This is a genomic window from Flavobacterium sp. (assembly GCF_027483985.1).
Lineage (GTDB): Bacteria > Bacteroidota > Bacteroidia > Flavobacteriales > Flavobacteriaceae > Flavobacterium.
In genome coordinates this window covers 1-26,525 of sequence record NZ_JAIXTJ010000035.1, presented here as the reverse complement: position 1 = coordinate 26,525, position 26,525 = coordinate 1, and the positions used below count along the sequence as shown (strand labels likewise).

The 26,525-nt window shown below is 33.1% G+C and carries 24 protein-coding genes and 1 pseudogene; 6 read left to right on the top strand and 19 right to left on the bottom strand.

From position 1 onward, the window contains the following. From rplB to rpsL, 8 genes and pseudogenes are all read right to left on the bottom strand, one after another. A pseudogene (rplB, locus tag Q0050_RS09465) lies at positions 1–188 on the bottom strand (50S ribosomal protein L2); the annotation flags it as partial. Between the two features lie 9 nt (positions 189–197). Beyond that, positions 198–488: a 50S ribosomal protein L23 gene (gene rplW, locus Q0050_RS09460; protein ID WP_290835169.1), complete on the bottom strand. Its 291-nt coding sequence runs from the start codon at positions 486–488 to the stop codon at positions 198–200. Between the two features lie 6 nt (positions 489–494). After that, the gene (gene rplD, locus Q0050_RS09455) at positions 495–1,124 is read right to left on the bottom strand and encodes a 50S ribosomal protein L4 (RefSeq protein WP_298394722.1); all 630 of its coding nucleotides are present in this window, start codon (positions 1,122–1,124) and stop codon (positions 495–497) included. Beyond that, on the bottom strand, positions 1,124–1,741 hold the full coding sequence (rplC, locus tag Q0050_RS09450; protein WP_298394716.1) for a 50S ribosomal protein L3: 618 nt from the start codon (positions 1,739–1,741) through the stop codon (positions 1,124–1,126). The genes rplD and rplC overlap by 1 nt, the downstream gene beginning before the upstream one ends. 165 nt (positions 1,742–1,906) lie before the next feature. Beyond that, the gene (gene rpsJ, locus Q0050_RS09445) at positions 1,907–2,212 is read right to left on the bottom strand and encodes a 30S ribosomal protein S10 (RefSeq protein WP_274782155.1); all 306 of its coding nucleotides are present in this window, start codon (positions 2,210–2,212) and stop codon (positions 1,907–1,909) included. Positions 2,213–2,223: 11 nt separating this feature from the next. Continuing rightward, the gene (gene fusA, locus Q0050_RS09440) at positions 2,224–4,380 is read right to left on the bottom strand and encodes an elongation factor G (RefSeq protein WP_298394713.1); all 2,157 of its coding nucleotides are present in this window, start codon (positions 4,378–4,380) and stop codon (positions 2,224–2,226) included. Between the two features lie 10 nt (positions 4,381–4,390). Next, positions 4,391–4,867 carry a 30S ribosomal protein S7 gene (gene rpsG, locus Q0050_RS09435; protein ID WP_298394710.1) on the bottom strand — a complete coding sequence of 159 codons (477 nt, stop codon included), beginning with the start codon at positions 4,865–4,867 and terminating at the stop codon, positions 4,391–4,393. Between the two features lie 54 nt (positions 4,868–4,921). Then, entirely contained in the window at positions 4,922–5,305 is a 384-nt protein-coding gene (gene rpsL, locus Q0050_RS09430; RefSeq protein WP_007136570.1) for a 30S ribosomal protein S12, read from the bottom strand. A 312-nt stretch (positions 5,306–5,617) separates the two neighbouring features. Between rpsL and Q0050_RS09425 the strand changes: the two genes are divergently transcribed. The 4 genes from Q0050_RS09425 (at position 5,618) to rlmB (ending at position 12,890) form a co-directional block, all read left to right on the top strand. Beyond that, positions 5,618–7,282 (top strand): hypothetical protein, encoded by a 1,665-nt coding sequence (locus Q0050_RS09425; protein ID WP_298394707.1) that lies wholly within the window; start codon positions 5,618–5,620, stop codon positions 7,280–7,282. Positions 7,283–7,386: 104 nt separating this feature from the next. Then, positions 7,387–10,488 carry a TonB-dependent receptor gene (locus Q0050_RS09420; protein WP_298394706.1) on the top strand — a complete coding sequence of 1,034 codons (3,102 nt, stop codon included), beginning with the start codon at positions 7,387–7,389 and terminating at the stop codon, positions 10,486–10,488. Between the two features lie 7 nt (positions 10,489–10,495). Beyond that, positions 10,496–12,079 carry a RagB/SusD family nutrient uptake outer membrane protein gene (locus tag Q0050_RS09415; protein WP_298394704.1) on the top strand — a complete coding sequence of 528 codons (1,584 nt, stop codon included), beginning with the start codon at positions 10,496–10,498 and terminating at the stop codon, positions 12,077–12,079. 76 nt (positions 12,080–12,155) lie between these two features. Continuing rightward, positions 12,156–12,890, top strand: coding sequence for a 23S rRNA (guanosine(2251)-2'-O)-methyltransferase RlmB (rlmB, locus tag Q0050_RS09410; protein ID WP_298394702.1), 735 nt, complete (start codon positions 12,156–12,158; stop codon positions 12,888–12,890). A gap of 211 nt (positions 12,891–13,101) precedes the next feature. On the opposite strand, the gene Q0050_RS09405 is transcribed toward rlmB, so the two are convergent. Then, entirely contained in the window at positions 13,102–13,893 is a 792-nt protein-coding gene (locus tag Q0050_RS09405) for a rhomboid family intramembrane serine protease (protein ID WP_298394700.1), read from the bottom strand. Between the two features lie 259 nt (positions 13,894–14,152). On the opposite strand from Q0050_RS09405, the gene Q0050_RS09400 reads away from it, so the two are divergent. Continuing rightward, positions 14,153–15,430 carry a replication-associated recombination protein A gene (locus tag Q0050_RS09400; RefSeq protein WP_298394697.1) on the top strand — a complete coding sequence of 426 codons (1,278 nt, stop codon included), beginning with the start codon at positions 14,153–14,155 and terminating at the stop codon, positions 15,428–15,430. Positions 15,431–15,445: 15 nt separating this feature from the next. Here the strand turns inward: Q0050_RS09400 and Q0050_RS09395 are convergent, their stop codons facing one another. The 6 genes from Q0050_RS09395 to radC are packed head-to-tail and all read right to left on the bottom strand — an operon-like array spanning position 15,446 to position 19,995. Then, positions 15,446–16,198 (bottom strand): hypothetical protein, encoded by a 753-nt coding sequence (locus Q0050_RS09395; protein WP_298394693.1) that lies wholly within the window; start codon positions 16,196–16,198, stop codon positions 15,446–15,448. Next, on the bottom strand, positions 16,198–16,887 hold the full coding sequence (locus Q0050_RS09390) for a YjjG family noncanonical pyrimidine nucleotidase (RefSeq protein WP_298394690.1): 690 nt from the start codon (positions 16,885–16,887) through the stop codon (positions 16,198–16,200). The genes Q0050_RS09395 and Q0050_RS09390 overlap by 1 nt, the downstream gene beginning before the upstream one ends. Further along, positions 16,888–17,373: a hypothetical protein gene (locus Q0050_RS09385; protein WP_298394687.1), complete on the bottom strand. Its 486-nt coding sequence runs from the start codon at positions 17,371–17,373 to the stop codon at positions 16,888–16,890. It abuts the gene before it with no gap. Next, the gene (locus Q0050_RS09380; RefSeq protein WP_298394684.1) at positions 17,366–18,622 is read right to left on the bottom strand and encodes an FtsX-like permease family protein; all 1,257 of its coding nucleotides are present in this window, start codon (positions 18,620–18,622) and stop codon (positions 17,366–17,368) included. Before Q0050_RS09380 ends, Q0050_RS09385 begins: the two co-directional genes overlap by 8 nt. 1 nt (position 18,623) lies before the next feature. Continuing rightward, complete coding sequence (locus Q0050_RS09375; protein WP_298394681.1) at positions 18,624–19,253, bottom strand: ABC transporter ATP-binding protein; 630 nt, start codon at positions 19,251–19,253, stop codon at positions 18,624–18,626. 58 nt (positions 19,254–19,311) lie between these two features. Beyond that, the gene (gene radC, locus Q0050_RS09370; protein WP_298394679.1) at positions 19,312–19,995 is read right to left on the bottom strand and encodes a DNA repair protein RadC; all 684 of its coding nucleotides are present in this window, start codon (positions 19,993–19,995) and stop codon (positions 19,312–19,314) included. Positions 19,996–20,091: 96 nt separating this feature from the next. Here radC and Q0050_RS09365 point away from each other — a divergent pair, with 96 nt between their 5' ends. After that, the gene (locus Q0050_RS09365) at positions 20,092–20,724 is read left to right on the top strand and encodes a DUF1287 domain-containing protein (RefSeq protein ID WP_298394676.1); all 633 of its coding nucleotides are present in this window, start codon (positions 20,092–20,094) and stop codon (positions 20,722–20,724) included. Between the two features lie 58 nt (positions 20,725–20,782). On the opposite strand, the gene murC is transcribed toward Q0050_RS09365, so the two are convergent. The 4 genes from murC to obgE all read right to left on the bottom strand — a co-directional run. Further along, on the bottom strand, positions 20,783–22,138 hold the full coding sequence (gene murC, locus Q0050_RS09360) for a Mur ligase family protein (RefSeq protein WP_298394673.1): 1,356 nt from the start codon (positions 22,136–22,138) through the stop codon (positions 20,783–20,785). A gap of 72 nt (positions 22,139–22,210) precedes the next feature. Continuing rightward, entirely contained in the window at positions 22,211–22,897 is a 687-nt protein-coding gene (locus tag Q0050_RS09355) for a hypothetical protein (RefSeq protein WP_298394670.1), read from the bottom strand. 264 nt (positions 22,898–23,161) lie between these two features. Further along, positions 23,162–25,312, bottom strand: coding sequence for a S46 family peptidase (locus tag Q0050_RS09350; RefSeq protein ID WP_298394667.1), 2,151 nt, complete (start codon positions 25,310–25,312; stop codon positions 23,162–23,164). A gap of 238 nt (positions 25,313–25,550) precedes the next feature. Further along, positions 25,551–26,525, bottom strand: a 975-nt coding sequence (obgE, locus tag Q0050_RS09345; RefSeq protein ID WP_298394664.1) for a GTPase ObgE, incomplete at its 5' end; no start/stop codon positions are given.

The following is a 26,525-nucleotide window of genomic DNA, read 5'->3' as shown; positions in this document are numbered from 1 at the left end:
CGATATCTTTGTTTGTGACCACCGCCTGTATAACGCATGGTCATTTTTCCTTGACTATTTCTACCTCCTGAGTTTTTTATCGGTGCGATCAATGATCTCTCCGGCTTATCAGTTGTAATGGCGTCAAAACCATTAACAACTCTAAAACGCTGACCCGGGGTAATAGGTTTTAATTTTCTTACTGACATCTTAATTTATTAGATATTGTTGTAAAAATCTATTGTTTCTCCTTCTTGTACTTGAACAATTGCTTTTTTATAAGCATTTGACTTTCCACTTATTAAACCACTTTTAGTGTATTTAGTAGTTCTATCTGGTCTAACATTCATTGTATTTACACTAACAACAGAAACACCATAAGTAGCTTCAACAGCTTTCTTAATTTGCACCTTATTAGCTTTTTTATCTACAACAAAACCAAAACGATTGAAAACTTCACCATCTTTGGTGATTTTTTCTGTAATAATAGGTTTAACTATGATACTCATGGCTTATTATTTACTTAAATTTTCTTCAATTCCCTCTAGAGAACCCTCTAAAAGAACTAAATTATTTGCATTTAAAATAGCATATGTACTTAATTCTGAATTAGTTACAACGCTAGATGCTTTTAAATTGCGTGACGACAAATATACATTTTTATTTGAATCACCCAACACTATCAAAGATTTTTTATCTTCTAACCCTAAGGCTTTCAAAACACTAATGAATTTTTTAGTATTTGGAGTTTCAAAATTAAAATCTTCTACAACAATTAAATTGGATTCTTTAGCTTTCAATGAAAAGGCAGATTTTCTTGCCAATCTTTTCAAACTTTTATTCAATTTAAAAGAATAACTTCTAGGTCTTGGCCCAAAAATAGTACCACCACCTTTAAAAACAGGAGATTTTTTACTACCAGCACGTGCTGTACCAGTTCCTTTTTGTTTTTTAATCTTACGAGTAGAACCTGCTACTTCAGCTCTTTCTTTAGCTTTGTGCGTTCCTTGTCTTTGATTAGCAAGATATTGCTTCACATCAAGATATACTGCGTGATTATTAGGCTCAATTGCGAAAACTGAATCAGAAAGTTGAACTTTTCTTCCAGTTTCTTTTCCGTTAATGTCTAAAACTTTTACTTCCATTACTTCTGAATGATTACATAAGAGTTTTTGCATCCAGGAATAGCTCCTTTAACAACAAGCAGATTCTTTTCAGCAACTACTTTCAAAACTCTAAGATTTTGTACTTTTACATTTTCACCACCCATTCTTCCAGCCATACGCATTCCTTTGAATACACGTGACGGATAAGAAGATGCTCCTACAGAACCAGGCGCTCTTAAACGATTGTGTTGACCGTGAGTAGCTTGTCCAACACCACCAAAACCGTGACGCTTAACAACACCCTGAAAACCTTTTCCTTTAGAAACACCCTGTACATCAACAAATTCTCCTTCGCTGAACACATCAACAGTGACATTGTCACCTAATTTAAACTCACCTTCAAACCCTTGGAATTCAACGACTTTCTTTTTTGCAGAAGTACCAGCTTTTTTAAAGTGACCTAAGTCAGCTTTGGTAGCGTGTTTTTCTGTTTTGTCATCGAAACCAAGCTGAAGAGCTTCATACCCGTCAACCTCATTGGTTCTGACTTGGGTAACGACACAAGGTCCAGCTTCGATTACTGTACAAGGAATGTTCTTCCCGTTTTCATCGAAAATGCTAGTCATGCCGATTTTTCTTCCAATTAACCCAGACATATTAAACAATTTATTAATTAATTAATTTTGAGAACGATACATACCGCCTCTTTTGAGGGTGCAAATATACAACTTATATTGCAACCACCAAATATTATTTTAAAGTTTAAAAAAACCGCTAAGTATTAGAACTTTAGCGGTTTTCTTGAAAATATTTAAAAAAGATTAAACCTTAATCTCTACTTCAACTCCACTTGGTAACTCTAATTTCATTAAAGCATCAATTGTTTTTGAAGAGGAAGAATAAATGTCTAACAATCTTTTATAAGACATTACTTCAAATTGCTCTCTTGACTTTTTATTAACGTGCGGAGAACGTAATACAGTAAATATTTTTTTGTGTGTCGGTAACGGAATTGGACCTGTTACAACAGCACCTGTGCTTTTCACAGTTTTTACGATTTTCTCAGCTGATTTATCAACCAACATATGATCGTAAGATTTTAATTTTATTCTAATTTTTTGACTCATCTTGATAAAAATTAAGCGTTACCTTTAGCTTTTTTGATAACTTCTTCAGAAATATTTGAAGGAGTTTGTTCGTAGTGTGAAAATTCCATTGTAGATGTTGCTCTACCAGAAGACAATGTTCTTAAAGTAGTAACATAACCAAACATTTCAGATAGTGGCACATTAGCTTTGATAGTTTTAGCACCATTTCTGTCACCCATATCATTAACTTGACCTCTTCTTCTGTTCAAATCTCCAACAATATCTCCCATATTTTCTTCAGGAGTTATAACTTCGATTTTCATAATTGGCTCCAAAATAACAGCACCCGCCGCTTTTGCAACTTCTTTATAACCCATTTTTGCAGCTAATTCAAAAGAAAGCGCATCAGAATCCACAGGGTGGAACGAACCATCAGTTAAAGTAACTTTTAAACTATCTACAGTATATCCAGCTAATGGACCTGTTTTCATTGCTTCACGGAATCCTTTTTCAACAGCAGGAATATATTCTTTTGGAACGTTTCCTCCTTTTACTGCATTAACAAACTGCAATCCAACTGGAGCTTTACCGTCAACTAAATCCGCAGGCTCTAATGTAAATACGATATCACCGAATTTACCACGACCTCCAGATTGTTTTTTGTAAGTTTCTCTGTGTTGAGCAGATTTTGTAAAAGCTTCTTTATACTCTACTTGAGGCTCACCTTGGTTTACTTCAACTTTGAATTCACGTTTCATACGATCAACTAGGATGTCTAAGTGTAACTCACCCATACCTGAGATAATTGTTTGACCAGATGCTTCATCAGTTCTAACTGTAAAAGTAGGATCCTCTTCAGCTAATTTAGCTAAAGCCATACCCATTTTATCAACGTCAGCTTTTGTTTTTGGCTCAATAGCAATACCAATTACTGGATCAGGGAATTTCATTGACTCAAGAATAATTGGGTGCTTTTCATCACACATTGTATCTCCAGTCTTAATATCTTTAAATCCAACTGCTGCTCCAATATCACCTGCTTCGATATATTCGATTGGGTTTTGTTTGTTAGCGTGCATTTGGTAGATACGAGAAATTCTTTCTTTGTTTCCAGAACGAGTATTCAAGATATATGAACCTGCATCTAAACGACCTGAATAAGCACGGAAGAAAGCTAAACGACCAACATAAGGGTCAGTAGCAATTTTAAATGCTAAAGCTGCGAACGGCTCTTTTACATCAGGACGACGTAAGATTTTAGTTTGATCTTCTTCTAATAAATCAGCATCATCAGGGTGAATTCCTTCAATACCTTCTTTATCTAAAGGAGATGGTAAATATTTACAAACAGCATCTAACATAAATTGAACTCCTTTATTTTTGAAAGAAGAACCTGCAATCATTGGAATGATCGCCATATCTATTGTCGCTGCTCTTAATGCATTGTTAATTTCGTCTTCAGTAATTGAATCCGGATCCTCCATATATTTATCAAGCAAGTTTTCGTCGTAATCAGCAACTGCTTCAATAAGTATATCTCTATATTCCTTAACTTCATCAACCATATCAGCTGGAATGTCTACAATATCAAAAGTTGCCCCTTGCGTTGCATCGTGCCATACGATAGCTTGGTTTTTTACTAAATCTACTACTCCTCTAAAGTCATTTTCTTCACCGATTGGCAAAGTAATTGCAACAGCGTTAGATTTTAACATATCTCTAACTTGCTGACATACATTTAAGAAGTTAGAACCTTGACGGTCCATTTTGTTTACGAATCCCATTCTAGGAACTCTGTACTGGTCTGCTAGTCTCCAGTTAGTCTCTGATTGTGGCTCAACACCATCAACAGCACTAAACAAGAATACTAAACCATCAAGTACACGTAAAGAACGGTTTACCTCTACAGTAAAGTCAACGTGTCCAGGAGTATCAATAATATTAAAGTGGTAATCTTGAGAATTAGGTAATGGTTTACCTTGTTCTGTAGGAAAGCTCCACTCGCAAGTTGTAGCTGCAGAAGTAATTGTAATACCTCTTTCTTGCTCTTGCGCCATCCAGTCCATTGTTGCAGCACCATCGTGTACTTCACCAATTTTGTGTGACTTTCCGGTATAAAATAATATACGCTCTGTCGTAGTAGTTTTACCAGCATCAATATGTGCTGCAATACCAATATTTCTTGTGAATTTTAAATCTCTAGCCATTTCTTATGAATTAAAATCTAAAGTGAGAGAATGCTTTATTAGCATCTGCCATTTTGTGAGTATCCATTCTTTTCTTAACTGCTGCACCTTCTTCTTTAGCTGCTGCTAAAATTTCACCTGCTAGTTTAGACGCCATAGATTTTTCATTTCTTCTACGAGCATAAAGAAGCATCCACTTCATTGCCATAGAGATTTTTCTATCTGGACGAATTTGCATTGGGATTTGAAATGTAGCTCCACCAACTCTACGGCTACGTACTTCTACGTGCGGCATAACGTTAGTCAAAGCATCTTTCCATACTTCTAATGCTGATTTTTCATCATTGTTTTTCTTAGCTTCTACGATGTCAATAGCATCATAAAATACTTTAAAAGCTGTAGATTTTTTACCATCCCACATTAAGTTGTTTACAAAACGTGTTACCAATTGGTCGTTAAACCTTGGATCTGGTAAAAGAGGTCTTTTCTTTGCTGCTCTTTTTCTCATTTCTTCGTTGTTTTTAAAGTAAAGACGTATAAGTTACATCTCTACGTAATTGATTTACTTTTTAGCTTCTTTTGGACGTTTAGCACCGTATTTAGAACGACGTTGTGTTCTTCCTGCTACACCTGAGGTATCAAGTGCACCACGCACAATGTGGTATCTAACTCCTGGTAAATCTTTTACTCTTCCGCCTCTCACTAATACTATCGAGTGCTCTTGTAGATTATGTCCTTCTCCTGGGATGTAAGCATTCACTTCATTTCCATTAGTCAAACGTACACGCGCAACTTTACGCATTGCAGAGTTTGGTTTTTTTGGAGTAGTAGTGTAAACACGCGTACAAACACCTCTTCTTTGAGGACAAGAATCTAAAGCAACCGATTTACTCTTCTTAGTGATTTGAGTTCTTCCTGTTCTTACTAATTGTTGAATTGTTGGCATAATTAAATACTAATTTTTCTTTTATTTATTAATTCCCCACTTTTTAGGGGTTGCAAATGTAGTAATTATTTTTAATAAAAAAAATCATAATTCATTAATTTTCAATAACATTTCTTTACATCTCAAATTTTATATTAAACTCTAATTTTTTACGTTATTTTTACAACGGTAACAAGAATTGAAATAGCTTGCCGTCTAGCCCCGATTGTAGCGGTATCATCTATTTAGATGATAGTAGCGAAAAGCGGGAAAATGGAATGCTGAGAAATCCCAAACCATTCGCTCCTAAAAACCGAACTAAATTCAGCTTTGATGAAATATTTAATTTTTGCTTTAATTTTTTTGACCTCCCAAAATTACTTTGGGCAAAATAGGTATTTGAAAATTAATGGGAAAGATGATTATCAAACTAAAGTAATTGATTCTATTGGGTATTTAAAATTATTTGGTTCCGACAAGGACGCTGTTAATGAAATTAATTTACTTATCAAAAAATTAGAAAAAATTGGCTACCTAGCAAATCAACTAATTGAAAACAAAAAGACAAACGATAGTACATCTAACTATACTTATAATATAGGCATAAAGACAAAATTTTTACACCTATATATTAGTGATGAAATAGAAAATAAAAATTGGGGTATTTATGAGGCTAAAAATGACACTTTGAAACTACCTTTTAGCGAAAGTGAGTCTTTTTTGAACACAACATTAAAGCGACTAGAATCTCAAGGTTTTTCGATGGCAAAGGTAAAATTGGATAATATCAAAACAAAAGGTGAAATTTTAGTTGCTGAACTAAAAATCATTAAAGAGCAAAAACGATCATTAAATGATATTGTAATTAATGGGTATGATAAATTTCCGGAAGGTCATAAGAAAAATTTGAAACGACTTTACAAAAAAAAGATTTTTAATCAACAAAATTTAGACAAACTTTATAAGGATATTGAACAATATAGATTTGTAAAACAAACCAAATATCCTGAAATTCTATTTACAAAAGATTCCACAAAAGTTTTTGTTTATTTAGAAAAAACTAAGGCAAATAACTTTGATGGTTTTATTGGTTTTTCAAATGATGAAAACTCTAAAGTAATTTTTAATGGTTATTTAGATTTGACTTTAAATAATATTTTAAATTCAGGTGAAAAAATAGCTCTTTATTGGAAAAGTAATGGCGAGGATCAAAAAACCTTTAATCTTGGCGTTGAGCTTCCCTATATTTTTAAAAGTCCGATTGGAATGAAAGCACAACTTAATATTTTCAAGCAAGATAGTACCTTTCAAAACACTCAAACTTCGATTGATTTAGGATACTATTTTAACTATAACACAAGGCTATACCTTGGTTACCAATCGGCAGAATCTAGTGATATTGGAAATTTAAATACATCTGCGTTGAGTGATTATCAAAATCAATTTGTTACTTCAACATTTGAGTTTGTTGAATTCAAGCAAGATGATATTTTATTCCAAGAAAAAAGCAACTACAACATAAAAATCGGAACAGGAAAACGCGAATCCAAATTCCAAAGTAATGCGCAGTTTTTTGGTAGTTTGAATTTGAAACACAATTTTTACCTCAATAATAAAAATATTGTTAACCTAAAAACACAAAATTTTTATTTACAAAGTGATGATTTTATTATAAATGAATTGTATCGTTTTGGTGGCATTAATTCAATAAGGGGTTTTAATGAAAATAGTTTACAAGGCAACATCTTCTCCTCCATTCTTACGGAATATCGATATGTCCTTTCGCCAACTATTTATTTGCATTCTATAATAGATTATGGATACTTTCAAGACAAAACCACGAACTCTCGCGGCAGTCTTCTTGGACTTGGTTTCGGATTTGGATTATTGACTAAAAACGGACTTTTCAACTTGATTTATGCCAACGGAAGCACAAACGAACAAGCTATAAAACTATCTAATTCAATTGTTCATATTAGCTTGAAGGCTGCCTTTTAGATACTTAAGCAAAAGAATTTAAAATTAACACATTTAATTGTGATTATATTTGGATTATTCGCAATAAATTGTGAGTTTTGCGAAACTAACGCAAACATTATAATATGAAATCAAAATTACGTTTACTATTAACGGTATTTTTATCGTTAATTATTCAAAATGCATTTGCACAAGAGAAAGTTGTGACCGGTGTTGTAAAAGACGTTAATGGATTGACACTACCTGGGGTCAATGTCGTCGTAAAACAAACCAAAACAAGTGCGCAAACAGATCTAGATGGAAAATACTCCATCAAAGCCAGTGAAGGAAATACTATAGAATTTTCATTTATTGGAAACAAAAATTCAAACATTACAGTTGGGAAAAGCAATTCGTATAACATTGTTATGCAGAGCAATGTTGAGTTAATGGACGAAGTAGTGGTTGTAGGATACGGAACTCAAAAGAAAAAAGAAGTTACTAGTTCAGTGTCTAAAATTAAAGGATCAGACATTCAAGGTTTGATAACTCCAAGTTTTGAAAGTCAATTGGCGGGACGTGCTTCGGGTGTTCAAGTAACAACCTCTACAGGTATCGTTGGTGCTGCTCCAAGAGTTAGAATTAGAGGTGTTGCCTCAATTAATTCTGGAACACAACCATTATATATCGTTGATGGAATTCCAATGTATTCAGGAGATTTAGGTGGATACGCTGATGCAAATGCTTTAGGAGATATTAACCCAAACGATATTGAATCATTTGAAGTATTAAAAGATGGAGCCGCAGCAGCAATATATGGTTCTAGAGCTGCAAATGGTGTAATCATTATTACGACAAAAAAAGGAAAAAAAGGCACGATGAAAGTAGATTATAGTTCTACTAGTGGTTTTGCCTCTCCATTTAAAACATTTGACTTACTTAAAACTGCAGATTTTTTAACTATTTCAAACGAAAAAAGAACTAATGCTGGACAAGCTCCTTGGGCTGCAGGAAGTGATTTTGATACTGATTGGCAAAGAGCTGTACTAAACAGAAGTGCTTTCCAAATGGACCACAGTTTATCTTTTAATGGAGGTAACGAAAAAACAAAATACTTTATGTCTATGGGTTATTCTACTCAAGAAGGAATTGCCGTTTCAAACGAAATGACTAGATATACATTTAGAAGTAGTCTTGATCACCAAATTGCAAAATGGTTAACTATTGGAGCTAACATTGGACTGACTAGAACCGAATATGAAGGACTAAATACTGGTAGAAATTCATTGTCAGGAAATATGTTTAATGCCATAAGACAATTGCCAAACACACCTATTTTCGATAGCACAAACCCAACAGGATACAATATAAACTTATCAACTGGAAACGTAGGTCAAGGAACAAACTTACAACCTGTTGGAGATAATATTTCAAATATTGCTTATGTTTTAAATTTCAATAAATTTAAATCGAAAATTAATAGAACGATCATCAGTGCTTTTGCTTCTGTAGATATTGCTAAAGGACTTAATTACAGATTTCAAGCAAGTGCAGACAACGCTATAACTGGTGGATTCTTATATTGGAATCCTGTGCACGGAGACGGACGTGGATCTAATGGTAGACTACAAAACAACAATACAGATTTGATGAGATGGAATACTCAAAACATCTTAAATTATAACAAAACCTTATTTGATAATCACAACATATCTGCAACTGCAGTTGTTGAATATCAAAAGGAAAGAAATGAAAGTTTTTTTGGTGTAGGAACTAATTTATTGGATGAATTTTACAATCAAAACTTAGTTACTGGATCATATGGAACACAAGAATCTGGCGGAGGAATTACAGAAGTTGGGATAATGTCATACGTAGGAAGACTTAGCTACAACTACAAACAAAAGTACTTTTTACAAGGATCATTAAGAAGAGATGGATTATCAAAACTTGCTCCTGAAACAAGATGGACTACATTTACAGGATACTCTGGAGGATGGAATATTGCAAAAGAAAATTTCATGTCTAGCTTAAATAAATATATTTCTGAATTCAAAGTAAGAGGATCTTATGCCGAAATTGGAAATACAGAAATTGGAACTTATCCTTACTTAGGACTTACTTCTGCATCACAATACGGAACATTAAATGGTATAGCATTTACGCAATTCGGAAATGATCAATTACAATGGGAAACAAGTAAAAAGTTTGATTTTGGAGTTGATATGGCTCTATTTAATAACAAAGTAAAACTAACATTTGATTATTTTAAAAATGATACTGATGGTTTGATATTAAACTCACCTGTACCGCCTTCTTTAGGTGTACCTAATAATTCAATTAGTAAAAATATTGGATCGATGTTGAATGATGGATACGAATTTGGTTTAGACGTAAGTATAATTAACAACCAAAATTTCAAATGGGATGTTAATGCTAACTTAACACTTCAATCTAATGAAGTTACAAGTACGCCTAATGGTGTGGATTTAATTGGAGGTTCTTCAACAGATGTAAATATTGCACCAAACATCATTATTAGACAAGGAGAGTCATTGAACTCATTATATGGTTTTCAATATTGGGGAGTAAATCCTGCCAACGGATTCCCAGTATATTACAAAGCTAATGGAACATTGGTTCAGGGTAACCCTGCAAGTCAGTCTTATTCGGTATTTGATCCGAACAACCCTTCAAACACATCAACTAGTGCAACGTTAACTCAAGCTGATAAAAAAATATTAGGAAATACAATACCTAAATATTTTGGTGGTTTCAGCTCAAGAATGTCTTACAAAAATGTTGATTTAAGTTTCTTAATTCGTTTTAGTGGTGGAAACAAAATTTTCAACTCAACTAGACGTGAATTGATGAACATGAATTTAAACAATAATGGAACTGAAATTTTAGGAAGATGGCAAAGTCCTTCAAATCCTGGGGACGGATGGACACCTATTTTATATGCTAACTCTAATACTTTTTTAAATCAATCAAGTAATGCAACTACAAGATTTGTGGAAGATGGTGACTTTATCAGCTTTGACAACATAACTTTAGGTTATAATTTTCCTAAAAAATTAATGGAAAAAATTAAAGTTGAAAATATTCGTCTTTTTGTTCAAGGACAAAACTTATTTATGATCACAGATTATAAAGGTTTAAATCCTGAAATGGAAACAGCAGGAGTTGATATCAATGGAACTCCAAGAGGTAAAATATTTTCAATGGGTATTAATGTAAAATTGTAAAAAAAAGATGAAAAAATATATTAAATTATTCTTGTTAGGCTCAATAGCCTTAGGATTAAATTCTTGTAACGAAGAAGATTTACTTGACTTAAAACCAATTAATCAAATTTCTGTTAACGACTCTTTTTCTACTCCTACCCTAATTGCCAGTTCAATTAACGGTATGTATAATGCAGCCGCAGTTGGTCAATTTAACACAACAAATCCGAATGGTGGTAGAGGATACGTTTGGGGTGCTGCGTTTGTTCAACAAAATGATTGTAGAGGTGAAGATGTTGTAAATACTCAAGCTTTTTACCAACTTACGTACACGACAACATACGATACTGGAACCGCTAATAATGTTTATTACTGGGTAGATGGATATCGTTTAATTAACAGATGTAATCTAGTAATTGAAGGTGTAACGAATGCAGTTAGCAACGGTGTAATTTCAAGCGCTATAGGTGATGATTATATCGGACAAGCAAAATTCTTAAGAGCAATTACTCATTTTGAATTATTGATGCATTTTGCAAGGCCATACCAATTTACAAGTGGTGCAACTCACGCAGGAATTCCATACAGAGAAGTTGGTATTGACACACAATCTGAAATCGATTCTGAAATTTTAAAAGGAAGAAACACAGTTGCAGAATGTTACACAAAAATTATTAATGATTTGAATGATGCAGAAAGTAAAATAACTAACACTGCAAAATTCAAAGCCACTAAAAATGCTGCAATTGCGTTCAAAACTAGAGTATATCTTCACAAAAGAGATTGGGATAATGTAATTGTAGAAGGTAATAAACTAACTGGTAGTGGAGTAGCTTTAACAGCAAATCCTAAAGATCCATTTGTGTTAGCGAATAATCTTTCCAATACAGAAACAATATTTTCTATTCAACAAGGACCTGCAGCTGGCCAAAACGCAGGAGTTAACGGCGCTTTAGCTTCTCAATATAGAAGAAGATTATTAGTTTGTATTAGTCCGATCATTTGGAGAGATCCAAGCTGGTTAGCAGATGACAAAAGAAGAGAAGACAATTCTACTTCAGCGAGTCCTGGAACTGGTATGGTATTTACTAATGCTGGAAGAAAATATACAAACAAGTATACAGACGATGTAAATTATACTGATGCTGCTCCGGTAATTCGTTATGCTGAAGTTGTACTAAATATGGCCGAAGCCCAAGCAAGAAAATCAACACCTGATCTAAATGCTGCATTGACTTTATTAAACAGTGTTAGAAATAGAGCATTAGCTAATCCAACAACACAAGCATATACTTCGACGACATTATCGTCACAATCTCTAATGGTTGGGGCTATACTTAAAGAAAGAAGAATTGAATTTTTAATGGAAGGACGTCGTTGGGGTGATATTCATAGACTTCAAGGAGACAATTTATTTCCAATTGATGGAATTCCAGCCAAAATTGCAAATGGAAATCCAGCTGCATCAACATTTACTTTAGGAACACCTTATACTGGACCACTAGGTTTAGCAAATATTCCAGCGTCAGATTTTAAATATTTATGGCCAATACCACAATTAGAAACTGCTAGTAATCCAACACTAGCGGCACAACAAAATCCAGGTTGGTAATTAATAATTCATTAAGTTAGTTATATTTCTAAAAACCATCACTTTAAAAGTGGTGGTTTTTTTATACCTTTGCACTATGGAAAAAGAAAACCAAATCTTCGGAATTAGAGCAATTATAGAAGCTATAAATGCAGGAAAAGAAATCGATAAAGTATTCGTTCAAAGCGATGCCCAAAGCGAATTGATGCAGGAATTGATGAAAGCTATGAAAAAAAATAGCATCAATTTCTCTTACGTTCCTGTTGAAAAATTAAACCGATTAACCCCAAATAATCATCAAGGTGCTGTGGCTACCATCGCTCCTATTTCGTTTGTAAAACTTGAAACTCTTGTTGACAGCGTTGTAGAAAGCGGAAAAATGCCTCTTTTTTTAATCCTTGATCAATTGAGCGATGCTAGAAATTTTGGCGCCATAATTAGAACTGCTGAATGTACTGGAGTTGACGGAATTATAGTTCAAAAAACAGGCTCCGCACCAGTGAATGGTGATACAGTAAAAACTTCGGCTGGAGCCGTTTTTAATGTGCCAATCTGTAAAGTTGACCATATTAAAGATGCCATTTTCTATCTTCAAGGAAGCGGAATCAAAACCGTTGCTGCAACCGAAAAAACCGAAGATAGTATATATGATATTTCATTAAACGAACCTATTGCCATAATTATGGGAAGTGAAGATCGCGGAATCAACCCATCGGTTCTGAAAATTGTTGATGCTAAAGGTAAACTTCCTATGTTCGGAACTATTGGTTCGCTAAATGTTTCTGTCGCTTGTGGAGCTTTCTTGTATGAGACAGTTCGCCAAAGACAGTAAAATAATTTTATATTTTAGATATTAAATTTTAAATATTTTAACATTTTAAAGATATATTTCAAATCTAAAATTTAATATCTAATATTTGATGCGAATGGCTTGGGCATTTTCAGTATTCCCTATTCCCGCTATACATTACAATAAAAAATGTCCCGAAACAATCGGGACATTTTTTATTTTCATTACTATCGGGGCTAATTAGCAAACCATTTTACTGTTTATCATCGTCAGTCGTTTCTTTAAATACATAAACATATTTCACTGGTTCAAGACGTTTTTCGTCTTCTAGATTTTCCAAAATTTCTTCAGGCTTTGGCGGATTTACAAAATTGCCATTTTCATCAAATCGTTTCATAAAAGCATCATCTTGTGGATTAAAATCAGGTTTTTCCCAATCATATTGTATGTCTTTGACATAATCAGGCGTTTTGAACCTTACTGCGAAAGCAAAACCTGTTATTAATCCAGCTAAATGACCTTCCCAAGAAATGGAACTTTCGCCTAAAATTTTGGGCTGTGGAAAAACATACCAAACCATTCCGCCATAGAGCAAAACTACTGCAAACGATAATGCCATCAATCGGTAATATTTAGTCATTAATCCTTTAAAGAAAATAAAAGAAACCAAAACATAAATCAATCCGCTAGCGCCAATATGATAAGAATCTCGAGCTATTAGCCACGTTATACTTCCTGAAATAAGAATTCCGTAAACTAAAACCTTTAACGAAACTTCTCTATAAAAATAAATCAAAGCTGTTGTTAAAATAAATAAAGGCAACGAATTATTGGCAATATGATTCAAATCACCGTGCAAAAACGGACTGAAGACAACACCTTGCAAACCGGAGAGTGTTCTTGGAAAAATCCCGTGCGTATTTAAATCTAAGTTGAAAGCATTATCAATATAAAACACAAACCAAATCACAACCAACAAAAAAGACGGAATAATCCAGGTTGAAGGTGAAAATTTAAAATGGTTTAATTCGTTATTGTGTATCATAATATCAAATCATTTATCAAAAATACAACCAATAGTTATTTAATGCTAAATTGTCAGCCTTTCTATTTTGAAAAATGTTTTTGAGATAATTGATTTTTACAAAAAAGGATAGCTAACTAGCCCTGATACAAGAATTGTTTGAGCTCTTGTCTCGTTCTTAAAAACGAGACAAAGCGAGTTCTTGTAGCAGGAAAACGGATTACAAAAAAAGACCGAAACATTCGCTCCTAAAAAATTAAATTTTATGTAATTTTACCACATGGAAGCACCTTTAGCCGAACGCATTCGTCCGCAAAAATTAGAAGATTATATTAGTCAGTTGCACTTGGTTGGACCAAATGGTTCGTTGACGCAACAGATTGCTCGTGGCGTTATTCCGTCAATGATTTTTTGGGGTTCGCCTGGAACTGGAAAAACGACTTTGGCGCAGATTATTGCTAAGCAAAGTAATCGTCCTTTTTATGAATTGAGCGCAATAAATAGTGGTGTAAAAGACATTCGCGATGTTATTGAAAAAGCCAAACAAAGCGGCGGATTGTTCACAGCTAAAAATCCGATATTATTTATAGATGAGATTCATCGTTTTAGTAAATCGCAGCAAGATTCTCTTTTGGCTGCCGTTGAAAAAGGTTGGGTAACTTTGATTGGTGCAACAACGGAAAATCCGAGTTTTGAGGTTATTCCAGCGTTATTGTCACGTTGTCAGGTTTATGTATTAAATTCGTTTACTAAGGAAGATTTATTGGCACTTTTAGATAGAGCCATGAAATTGGACACGATAATTTCTTCGAAAAAAATAAAAATCAAAGAATCAGAAGCGTTGCTGCGACTTTCTGGTGGCGATGGACGCAAACTATTAAATATTTTTGAATTGGTGGTAAACGCAAGCCCTGAAGGTCAAATTACAATTACCAATAAAAAAGTTTTAGAACTAGTACAACAAAACACGGTGCTTTATGACAAAACTGGCGAACAACATTATGATATTGTTTCAGCTTTTATAAAATCAATTCGTGGAAGCGACCCAAATGGTGCTGTTTATTGGTTGGCTAGAATGATTGAAGGTGGCGAAGATGTAAAATTTATAGCCAGAAGAATGTTGATTTTATCAAGTGAAGATATTGGAAATGCCAATCCAACAGCATTTATTATGGCAAACAATACCTTTCAAGCAGTAGCTACAATTGGTTATCCTGAAAGTAGAATTATCTTGAGTCAATGTGCGGTTTATTTGGCAACTTCGCCTAAAAGTAATGCGAGTTATATGGCTATTGGTGAAGCTCAAGCCGTTGTGAAACAAACAGGCGATTTACCTGTTCCTATTCATTTGAGAAACGCGCCAACTAAATTGATGAAAGAATTAGGATATGGTGATGAATACCAATATTCACATAACTATGCCAATAATTTTAGCGAACAAGAATATTTACCTGACGCCATCAAGGAAACTAAATTCTATGATCCGGGAAATAATTCAAGAGAAAACGGAACAAGAGAGTTCTTGAAAAATCGTTGGAAGAACAAGTATGGTTATTAGTGTTCAGCACTCAGTTTAAAACTTTACCTCTACTTTTTCTGAAACTAATTTATCGTTTTGATAATATTCGAAAAACCATTCGTTATTTCTTGCAAAAAAAACTCCTTGAATGCTATCTTTTTTAGCAATATAAAAATCTTTAGTAGAAGTATTTAAGATTTTATAAATCACTTTAGGTTCCGAATTGATCAACTGAAAACCATTTGCTATTGGTTGTGCAAATAAAACAACCTTATCAACCGAAGTTGCAATAGCCTTCACATCATTTGTTGTATCAACAACTTTTTCTATATTTTGTTTTACTGCTGCTGGCTCGCCAATCATTCCCTGATTTTTTTCTGTAGGTTGATATTTATGAGATTTCAAAATACTAAAACTTTCAAAAGCCATTCTTAATGCTTCATTATAGGCAACTTTATATTGTTTTTCTCTACTTGATCCTTCTTCAGATGTATATAAAACGGTTCCTCTGCAGTCTTTCAAAACTATTTTTACTTTCGTGGTAAAAAAATTATTATTGGGAACAAGGTCAACAAATACTTTATTACAATTATTCGAAACAAAATCATCCGGTGCAATTGCGCCAGTTAAATAGGTTTCAAAACCATACTTTTCCATAAAAAACTTGGTCAAAGCATTTAAATTATACATATTTTCCTCTTTAAGAAAACTGAACTTTGCCGGAACTAATGCGTATTTATAATCGTTTAAGTTTTGACCAAACCCAATAGAAGAAACTAATAAAAAAAGGAAAATATATTTTTTCATTACAAGTATTTTTTTAATTCCAATAAATGATGAACTTGCTTAATATCTGGCGGAATTTCTGTTTTATTTTCATTAAAATGAATGGCATCCATACCAAAATCTAACGCACCAATAACATCAGCTTCAATACAATCGCCAATCATTATGGACTGTTGTTTATTTGCTTTAGCCAAATTCAAGGCGTGTTGATAAATTATCGGATTTGGCTTTTTAACTCCTGCCATTTCTGAATTAGTAATAGTTGAAAAATAATCGGTTAAACCTGAATTGGCTATTTTTTTATACTGTACTTCAGCAAATCCGTTAGTGATAATGTGCAGATTAAAATTTGGCTTTAAGTAATTCAAAACTTCAATTGCTCCGTCAAAAAGGATATTATTCTCTGGTAGATAATTTATATAATCAACACTCATTTGATCAATTGCTAGATCAGAAATTGAATATTTCATTGCATCAAAAGAATCTTTCAGCCGTTTGTATCGCAATTCATCGTGAGAAATTTTATCTACTTGATATAATTTCCAACAAGCTTGGTTAATTGGCGCATAAATTTCAACAAATAATTTGGTATCAATTGAAGGATGGCTTTCTTTAAAAATTTTATCAAATGCCAATTCCGAATTCTTGTCAAAATCCCACAGCGTGTGATCTAAATCAAAAAAAATATCTGTGATGTTACTTTTAATCATTTAATTTCCTTTAACAATTACAACATTATCGGCATTGTAAATCCAATCGTCAACATCATTTTCATTGTATCTAAAAATACCCTCAATTGTTACATATTGATCGGTTTTTAATTTTGGCGTTGCTCCTTTAAAATGCAACCCAACAATTGATTCTGGTCCTGATTTTCCGCAGAAAAAACATGAAGCAAAAACATTTTTACTCAAGGCATAACTTTTATTATCGATCGGAACAATAAATCCTGATATATAAACTTTCTTCTTTCCTCTTAACTTGACTTTTTCATTAACAACAGGAAACTGAACCTCTCCATATTTGGAATGTTTTTTCATTACATATTTAATTTCTCCCAATATTTTCCAAGTTAAAGTATCACCTGCTACCTTTGTAAGTGGTGATGAATTGCTTCTAAATTCTTCTTTATTTGAAAAACTAAAGAACATAATTGCAGAAAAGAATACAATTACTAATTTGATTTTGTTATGCATTTGCTAATGTTTTTGAAATGTTTAAATTATATGCTTTTATTGCTGGAATGACCGCGGCAATTATTCCAACTACCAACGTTACAATCAATAATAATCCTTCTTGTTGCCAGATAATTTCGGTTGGATTAAAAGCCATTTTGAAATCATCTTGTGCTGAATTGGAAATATAACCTAATGCAAACCTACCAAAAATTGTTCCAATTAAAAATCCAAAAAAGCACAAAATAAGACTTTCAATTAAAATTAAAGAGAGTAACTGAAAACGACTCGCGCCATTAATTCGCATTAAAGCAAATTCGTATTTTCGTTCTTTCAATCTATTGTAAAGCGCTATAAAAATTGATATTCCTGAAATTATCATTATCGCATAAGCCAAATATTCTAAAGCCTTCAAACCTATACCGAACAAACTAAAAATTCTATTCACTTCAATTGCCGGAGAAGCCGCTTGCATTTTAGTATTTTGAGCAATAATTCTTGGCCACATTACGATTCCCATTTTATTCCTGAATTTTAATAAAACAGCTGTAATTTCCATATTTGGTTCATTCAAGGTCATCTCTTTAACGTGATGATGTTGCTCACCTTCTTGATGAACGTGCCCTTCCTCACCGTGCGCTGGATTTTCTTCTTCGTGCGATCCGTGCATTTGCCATACACTTGGAATATTTGAAAGAATTAAATTATCAACGACACTTCCGGTTGGAGATGCAATTCCAGAAACTTTATAATCAACATCTTCATGTACTTCGCCTTCTTTTGCTGAGCCGTGTGTACCTTGAAATTTATCGCCAATTTTCAAGTTTAATTTTTGAGCAACTTCGCTTCCGATAACCACTTCAAAATTTTTATCAAATAACTTTCCTTTAGCAATTTTGGCTTGGTACTTATCGAGATAATCTGAATTGGTACCAACGATTTTAAATCCTCGGTAATTATCACCAAATGCTAACGGAATTGCTTTTTCGATAAACGGATGATTCATCCATACTTTAGCCGAATCATAGCTAATATTTCCGGTAGGATTATCGATATGATAGACCGATGAAAGAATCAACTGCATTGGACTTCCTTGTGCGCCAAGAACTAAATCTACGCCATCAATATTACTAGAGAATTTCTCTTCAAATTGTTTTTGTAACAAAATCAAAACCGTAATAATTGCCACACTAGAGGATAATAATATAATACTCAAAAGTGTATTTAAAGGTTTGAACCAAATGTTTCTCCAAGCTAATTTTGCAATCATTTTAATTAAGATTTACTTGGTTAGAAAATTTGTTTTTTAATCGAGAATCGTGAGTTACAATTACCAATGCGGCTTTATATTCTTTAGATAATTTCTCTAATAAATCTGCAACTTTAAGGGCGTTTTCATCATCTAAACTTGATGTTGGTTCATCAGCCAAAAGTAATTTTGGTTCGTTTATTAAAGCTCTTGCTATAGAAACTCTTTGTTGTTGACCAATACTCAACTGAGAAGGTAATTTGTGCTTTTGATTTTCCAAATCCAATTCTGCTAATAATTTTTCAGCTTTCGCAACGGCTTGTTTACCTGTAGCTAACCACGAAGCTAAAACCACATTCTCTAAAACGGTCATCGATGCAATAAAATGAGATTGTTGCAAAATCAAACCAATATTTTGACCTCTAAATTGATCTAATTGCTTTTCGGAAAACGAACTAATATTGATTTCAGAAACTATGATTTCTCCTGATTTAGGCCTTAATAATCCTGCCAAAAGGTGCAATAAAGTAGTTTTACCTTTTCCGGAATTACCTGTAATAAGTAATACATCAGACGGATTACAAATCAAATCAGGAAATTCAAACTGGGTATCTTTATTGTATAAAAAACTTAAATTTTTTGTTTCTAGCATTTTAAAAAAATATGCTGCAAGTTACTTAAACAAAATCATTTATTTTCTTACTATTTTCTTAAAAAATTCCATCATCTTGAAAGCTATAATAACCTGTTTCAGTGATTATAATGTGATCAATTACAATTACATCAAGTTGTTTGCCAGCAATTTTTAATTTTTGAGTTATTTCCTTATCGGCATCACTTGCTACTAATTTTCCTGATGGATGATTATGAGTTAAAATAATGGATGTTGCATTTTGTTCAAATGCGGTTTTGAAAACAATTCTGCAATCGACAACGGTTCCGGTAATTCCGCCTTTTGAAAGTTGCGCTTTATGAATGACTTTATTAGAATTATTTAGATACAAAATCCAAAATTCTTCGTGAGGCAGTTCACCAATAATAGGTTGCATTATTTCGAAAACTGCTTTGCTTGAAGTTATTTTTTTGAGTTCTTCAGCGTCTTCGGTTCGTCTTCTTCTGCCTAATTCTAAAGCAGCAGCAATGGTGATTGCTTTTGCCTCGCCTATCCCTTTAAATTCGGTAAGTTTTTGAATTGATAATTTTCCAAGCTGGTTTAAATTGTTATCGACTGAAAATAAAATGCGTTGGCAAAGTTGCACAGCGCTCTCGTTTCGTGAACCAGAACCAATTAAAATAGCAAGTAATTCGGAATCAGATAAGGAAGATTTTCCTTTTAGTAGAAATTTTTCTCGTGGGCGATCGTCTTCAGCCCATTGATTGATAGGTGTGTACATATTTATTTTGGCGTTTATTAAAGTACAAATAACTATATTTTTTTAATGACTTCAAAATAAAATGATTAGAAATTTCGTTTGTATAAAAAAGCACCTATGAAATTTTTGATATTTATTCTAGTTATTTGTTTTTCTTTAGGCTGTAAAAAATCTGAAAAACTAGCTTTAAATAAAACTTCTTCGATTACTTCTTTGATAGAAAATCCAATAACATTTGAAGAAAAATTATCAAATGCTGCACTTTCCATCATAGATGCAAATGTGGTTTACACACCGGATTATGTTTCTTTAAAATATCCTAATGGTGATGTTCCTGCCAAAACCGGAGTTTGTAGTGATGTTGTAATTCGTGCCTACAGAAAACTTGGAATTGATTTACAAAAAGAAGTTCACGAAGATATGAAAGTTAACTTTTCAAAATATCCTACGAAATGGGGTTTGAAAAAAACAGACACTAATATTGATCACAGACGAGTACCAAATCTTGAAATTTTCTTTGAACGAAAAGGTAAAAAACTTGGAGTTTCAAATAATCCCAACGATTATAAAACAGGTGAAATTGTTACTTGGATGATTGGAGGAAAGTTGCCTCACATCGGAATTGTAACTCATAAAAAATCAGCTGATGGGAAACGACCTTTATTAGTTCACAATGTTGGTGGTGGACAAGTGTTGGAAGATTGCTTGTTTAGTTATGAAATTGTTGGGCATTATTTATTTAAAAATTAAGACTAACGATTTCTGATTTTACAATGATTCAATAATCGTCAATCTTAATTAAATATTTTTACTTCATCAACTCCTTTACCTCATCAAAATTCAATCCTCCATAATTTCCTGAACTCATTAATAGTAATGCAGAATTATCAAAATTTTGACTGAATAAGAAATTCTTGAAATCGGCTGGATTGGTATAAATAATTAAATCTTCTCTTTGAAAAGATTGTGCAATTTGCTCATAAGTTACTTCTTCAAGTTGCTTGATTTTTACTGCATCTGGAGAATAGAAAACTACAGCAACATCGGCAGCGTCGAGTGCGCCTTGATATTCTTTTAAGAATTCTGCATTCAAACTACTGTAAGTGTGCAATTCTAAACAGGCAATTAAAGTTCTATCTGGATATTGATTCTTAACCGCTTTTGTAGTTGCTGAAACCTTACTTGGTGAATGTGCAAAATCTTTATAAGCTACTTTTCCTTTTCCTTCAGCAATTTTTTCTAGACGCTTGCTTGCGCCTTTAAAGCTTGCAATTGCTTCATAAAAATCGGCTTCGTCAACACCCATATTTTGGCAAATCCACTTTGCTCCTGCTAGATTATTTAAATTATGTGCTCCGAAAACCTCAATTGGCATTGGTCCTTCTGGAGTTTCTAGCATTGTCGTTCCGTCCGCAACCGAATAATTTGGAGTTGAATAAGGTAAACGTCTTATGGTATTTGTAGTTTCTTCAGCTACTTTTTTAACAGTTTCATCTTCTTCGTTATAAACAAGGATACCGCCTTTTGTAATTTGATTTATAAAAATTTCAAATTGCTCTACATAATTTTCAAAGGTTGGAAACACATTTATATGATCCCAAGCAATTCCGGAAAGTAGCGCAATATTAGGTTGGTACAAATGAAATTTTGGTCGTCTATCAATTGGTGAAGAAAGATATTCATCGCCTTCAAGTACAATAAAATCATTATCTTCTGTAAGATGAACCATTGTATCAAATCCTTCAAGTTGCGCACCAACCATATAATCAACTTCGATATTATGATAATGCATCACGTGTAAAATCATTGAAGTTATAGTTGTTTTTCCGTGCGAACCGCCAATAACAACTCGTGTTTTATTTTTAGATTGTTCGTATAAAAACTCTGGATAAGAATAGATTTTTAACCCTAATTCTTCGGCTTTCAACAATTCAGGATTGTCAGCTTTGGCGTGCATTCCTAAAATAATAGCTTCAATATCATTCGTAATTTTTTCAGGAAACCAACCTAATTCTACTGGCAATAAACCTTTTTTTTCTAATCGTGATTTTGATGGTTCAAAGATAGCATCATCGCTTCCTGTAACTTGATATCCTTTATTGTGTAAAGCTAATGCTAAATTATGCATTGCTGCACCGCCAATGGCTATGAAATGTGTTCTCATTATTCTTGTTTGTGGTTAATGGTTTATTGTTTTTGGTTAACTATCGACTACAAACAATAAACTAGTAACATATTATTTTTCGAATTGTTCTTTTAACTTAGTAGCTTTCGCTTTGTCTTTAAATTTATTCAAATATAAATTGTACAACTTTTGAAATGTGGTTTTAGAATTACCAATTTCGTGCGCTTTTATATAACTAACTTCTGCTTTTTTATAACGATTAAAATATTCATCAATATATCCTTTGGAAAGATAACCATCAACTTTAGAAAGTTCCATAAGCTCATTGGAAAATTTTACAGCTTTAACTTCACTACCGCCAACAATTCCAGGCAATTCAATATAAAGCATCACCAATGCCCAACGAGAATCTATATGATTTACATCTAATTTTGCAGCAGTAAGAAAGGCATTTTCTACATCATCAATCATTCCCAAAGCCTTGAATTTATTGACTGATTTAGCTTTCATTCCTAAAGCACCGCCATATTTATACCAATAATCCGCAGATTTTGAAAATTGCGTTTTTAAAATCTTATAGTACTTTATTGCCTCGTCCCATTTTTTTTGATGACCTGCAATATCTCCAAGATACTCTATGGTTTTATAATTATTGGGATTAGATTTTAAATAACTTTCAAAAAGTACTTTGGCTTGCTGATATTTTTCTTGTTGATACAATTTTTCTGCCTTATCAAAATCAGAATCTGCCATCATATTGAAGGAAATTAGAAGTATTAAAAAAGAGAGAAATTTCATTGGTTTGTTATTATTTTTCAAAAGTAATAAAAGTTATGTATTAAAGATGAAAGTGTTTTAAAGAACTTAACATTTGTTCGATACAATTACTACTTAGCCCTGATTGTAGTGAAAATAAAAATGCCTTGATTGTTTCAAGGCATTTTTATTGTAGCGAAAAGCAGGAAAATGGACACCAAGAATTCCCGAGCCATTCGCTCATAAAAAAACTCCGAACTAATTTCTTAATTCGGAGTTGAGATTCCTACGGAATGACAAAATGGTTTACTTCACCAAAGTCATTTCGTCAACGATGTGTTTAGCACCTGAGAAGTTTTCGATAACCCAAAGTACATAACGAATATCAACGTTAATAGTTCTTTGTAATTTGTTATCAAAGATTACGTCACCTGCCATAGCTTCAATGTTTCCGTCAAAAGCTAAACCGATTAATTCTCCTTTTCCGTTCAGAACTGGCGAACCTGAGTTTCCTCCTGTGATATCATTATCTGTTAAGAAATTCACGTGAAGTGAACCATCTTTATCTGCATAACGACCGAAATCTTTGTTTTTATTCATTTCAATAATACGCGCTGGTAAATCAAATTCTTGATCTCCTTTTTTGTATTTTTTTACTTGACCAGCAAGTGTTGTATAATTATTTATTGTTGCGTCATTTCTTTTGTCAGCAGGAAGCGAACGAACTTTTCCGTAAGTTAAACGTAAAGTAGAGTTAGCATCTGGATATTTGATAGCACCAATTTTAGATTCTCTCAAACCTTCCACCAATAAACGGAATGAAGAAGCATAATCATTTTGAGCTTTAGTCAATTCATCTGTTCTTTTTCCGAAATGTGCTACCATATCATTTGATAAAACATATAAAGGATCGTTTGTCAACATAGCTTCGCTTGGTAAATCTAAGAAAGCTTTAATTCTATCAACTGAAGTAAAAATACTTAAATCGAAGGCTGCATTTACATATTTAGTAAAATCGTTATTGTTAGCATCTCCAATTTGTTTTACCATTGGAGCAATTGCAAAACCTGTTGATTTTGTAGCATAAGTTTTTAATTGAGCAGCAAGGATGTCTTTTTCAGCAGGAATGTGTAATTCTTTAAACATTTCTGTTGCCATTTCAGTAATCTGTGGAGCTAAAGTAGCACGTTTAGCCGCATCGGCTTTTACATAAGCATCTAACTGTCTTCCTAAACTTCTTCCGATTGTTCCAAAAGAAGATGTTCTGAATAATTGTTGTAGGTAATTATCGTGTCGTGACTTTTCATTAGTCATTGCATAAAACTTGTTGATCGTTGAAACTACGTTTCCGTATTTAGCTTTGTTAGCTGGTTTGTTAGCCCATTTATCAAACTTAGCTTCTTGAGCAGCTTTAGATTTTGCAGTACCAAATTTAGATAAAGCGTCAATCATTCCTTGACGGTTTTTCCAGTAGTTTGCTGTTGAAGCAAATTTAGAAGCATATACTAAATTTAAAGCATCGCTTTGGTTCATGTATTTCTTCATTCCATCCATACCTGTTTTAGCACCTTCAACCCATGCAGGATATGCAAATTTTACGTTTTGCTCAATTCCAGCTGCTGGCATCCAACGGTTGGTTCTTCCTGGATATCCAAGAATCATTGCAAAATCATTTTCTTTAACTCCACCTAAATTAACAGGTAAATAATGTTTTGGTTTTAATGGAACGTTATTTTCAGAATATTCTGCTGGCGAACCATCAGCGTTTGCATAAACTCTAAACATAGAGAAATCTGCTGTGTGACGTGGCCATTCCCAGTTGTCCGTATCACCACCAAATTTTCCTAAACTTTCTGGTGGAGTTCCAACTAAACGTACGTCTTTATAATCTTGATAAACAAAATAGTAGTATTCATTTCCTTGAAAAAACGGACGAACAGAAACTGTATATTTTCCGCCTTCGTTGTTTTCTTTTTCAATTTTAGCAATTTCTTGGTTGATAGCTTTTTCTCTATCTGCTTCAGACATTGAAGGGTTTACAACAGCTAAAATTCTTTTTGTACAATCGTCCATACGGACAAAGAAACGCACATATAAACTTGATGGTTTCATTTCTGACTTTCTGTCTTTGGCCCAATAACCATCTTTTAAATAATTTTTTTCTGCAGAAGACAATTCAGCAATAGCATCATATCCGCAGTGGTGATTGGTTAAAACTAAACCGTCTTTAGAAACGATTTCGGCAGTACAACCTCCGTTGAATTGAACGATGGCATCTTTCAAACTGTGATTGTTGATGCTGTAAATTTCTTGAGCAGTCAATTGCAAGCCCATTTTTTGCATATCGCGGTGATTTAAACGTTCGATGAACATTAAAAACCACATTCCTTCGTCAGCTTTAACACTTGTAGGAATAAGCATTATGGCTGCAATTAAGGATAACATAATTTTTTTCATAATTGAAATGTAAAAGGTTAATTTAGATTTTATAATAGTCTATCAAAAAGCAAATTTGTTACATCATTTGTAGCATATCTGCTAATTTTAGCCTTGCGAAAGTAGTGATTTTTGAGGATTTATTAAAACTGTGAAACAAAAACCTAGTCTTTAAAGTGAAATTTAACTTTACGTTAGGAAATTTAAAACACAAAAAAAGCCTCGAAAAAATCGAAGCTTTAGTTTATTTAGAAATATCTTACAAACCGTGACTGTTCTCAGGTTTTTCATCTTCTACATTTAGCATTTCCCAAAGTTTGTCTTTTAACTCTGTCAAACCTTGTTGCGCAACTGATGAAATAAACATATATGGAATACCGAGTTTAGATTTATCTAGAAGTTGTTTCATTTCGGCTTTTAATTCATCATCTAGCATATCGCATTTTGAGATTACTAAAAGTCTATCTTTATCCAACATTTCTGGATTGTAACGACGTAATTCGTCTAATAGAATTTCGTATTCTTTTTTAATATCATCAGCATCAGCTGGAACTAAAAATAATAAAGTTGAATTTCTTTCAATATGACGTAAGAAATAATGACCTAAACCTTTACCTTCGGCTGCACCTTCAATAATTCCAGGAATATCTGCAATTACAAACGATTGAAATTCTCTGTAAGCAACAATTCCTAAATTAGGTTTTAAAGTTGTAAACGGATAATCCGCTATTTTAGGTTTAGCAGAAGTTAAAACTGAAAGTAAAGTTGATTTTCCTGCATTTGGGAAACCTACTAAACCAACATCTGCAAGAACTTTTAATTCCAGAATAACATCCAATTCTGTTGAAGGCATTCCGGGTTGTGAATATCTTGGCGTTTGATTAGTTGAACTTCTAAAATGCCAGTTTCCTAAACCTCCTTTTCCTCCTTGAGCTAGAATTCTTTCTTCACCGTGTTCTGTGATTTCAAAAAGAATTTCTCCTGTTTCGATATCTTTTACAACAGTACCTAATGGCACTTCAACGTATTTATCTTCTCCATCGTGACCAGTACTTCTTGAACTTCCTCCATCGCCACCGTGACCACCACGCATATGTTTTACAAATTTCAAATGAAATAATGTCCAAAGATTTTTGTTTCCTTTTATATAAACGTGTCCACCACGACCACCATCACCACCATCTGGACCGCCTTTTTCAATAAATTTTTCTCTATGTAAATGCGTAGAACCTTT

Excerpts from the sequence above, each read along its gene's own strand:
- Q0050_RS09380 (WP_298394684.1), bottom strand. The coding sequence starts at position 18,622 with ATGATTGCAAAATTAGCTTGGAGAAACATTTGGTTCAAACCTTTAAAT.
- Q0050_RS09400 (WP_298394697.1), top strand. The coding sequence starts at position 14,153 with ATGGAAGCACCTTTAGCCGAACGCATTCGTCCGCAAAAATTAGAAGAT.
- Q0050_RS09420 (WP_298394706.1), top strand. The coding sequence starts at position 7,387 with ATGAAATCAAAATTACGTTTACTATTAACGGTATTTTTATCGTTAATT.
- Q0050_RS09350 (WP_298394667.1), bottom strand. The coding sequence starts at position 25,312 with ATGAAAAAAATTATGTTATCCTTAATTGCAGCCATAATGCTTATTCCT.
- Q0050_RS09385 (WP_298394687.1), bottom strand. The coding sequence starts at position 17,373 with ATGCATAACAAAATCAAATTAGTAATTGTATTCTTTTCTGCAATTATG.
- Q0050_RS09390 (WP_298394690.1), bottom strand. The coding sequence starts at position 16,887 with ATGATTAAAAGTAACATCACAGATATTTTTTTTGATTTAGATCACACG.
- rpsJ (WP_274782155.1), bottom strand. The coding sequence starts at position 2,212 with ATGAGTCAAAAAATTAGAATAAAATTAAAATCTTACGATCATATGTTG.
- Q0050_RS09355 (WP_298394670.1), bottom strand. The coding sequence starts at position 22,897 with ATGAAATTTCTCTCTTTTTTAATACTTCTAATTTCCTTCAATATGATG.
- radC (WP_298394679.1), bottom strand. The coding sequence starts at position 19,995 with ATGTACACACCTATCAATCAATGGGCTGAAGACGATCGCCCACGAGAA.
- rplW (WP_290835169.1), bottom strand. The coding sequence starts at position 488 with ATGAGTATCATAGTTAAACCTATTATTACAGAAAAAATCACCAAAGAT.
- murC (WP_298394673.1), bottom strand. The coding sequence starts at position 22,138 with ATGAGAACACATTTCATAGCCATTGGCGGTGCAGCAATGCATAATTTA.
- Q0050_RS09425 (WP_298394707.1), top strand. The coding sequence starts at position 5,618 with ATGAAATATTTAATTTTTGCTTTAATTTTTTTGACCTCCCAAAATTAC.
- rlmB (WP_298394702.1), top strand. The coding sequence starts at position 12,156 with ATGGAAAAAGAAAACCAAATCTTCGGAATTAGAGCAATTATAGAAGCT.
- rpsL (WP_007136570.1), bottom strand. The coding sequence starts at position 5,305 with ATGCCAACAATTCAACAATTAGTAAGAACAGGAAGAACTCAAATCACT.
- Q0050_RS09365 (WP_298394676.1), top strand. The coding sequence starts at position 20,092 with ATGAAATTTTTGATATTTATTCTAGTTATTTGTTTTTCTTTAGGCTGT.
- Q0050_RS09415 (WP_298394704.1), top strand. The coding sequence starts at position 10,496 with ATGAAAAAATATATTAAATTATTCTTGTTAGGCTCAATAGCCTTAGGA.
- rplD (WP_298394722.1), bottom strand. The coding sequence starts at position 1,124 with ATGGAAGTAAAAGTTTTAGACATTAACGGAAAAGAAACTGGAAGAAAA.
- Q0050_RS09395 (WP_298394693.1), bottom strand. The coding sequence starts at position 16,198 with ATGAAAAAATATATTTTCCTTTTTTTATTAGTTTCTTCTATTGGGTTT.
- rplC (WP_298394716.1), bottom strand. The coding sequence starts at position 1,741 with ATGTCTGGGTTAATTGGAAGAAAAATCGGCATGACTAGCATTTTCGAT.
- Q0050_RS09375 (WP_298394681.1), bottom strand. The coding sequence starts at position 19,253 with ATGCTAGAAACAAAAAATTTAAGTTTTTTATACAATAAAGATACCCAG.
- rpsG (WP_298394710.1), bottom strand. The coding sequence starts at position 4,867 with ATGAGAAAAAGAGCAGCAAAGAAAAGACCTCTTTTACCAGATCCAAGG.
- fusA (WP_298394713.1), bottom strand. The coding sequence starts at position 4,380 with ATGGCTAGAGATTTAAAATTCACAAGAAATATTGGTATTGCAGCACAT.
- Q0050_RS09405 (WP_298394700.1), bottom strand. The coding sequence starts at position 13,893 with ATGATACACAATAACGAATTAAACCATTTTAAATTTTCACCTTCAACC.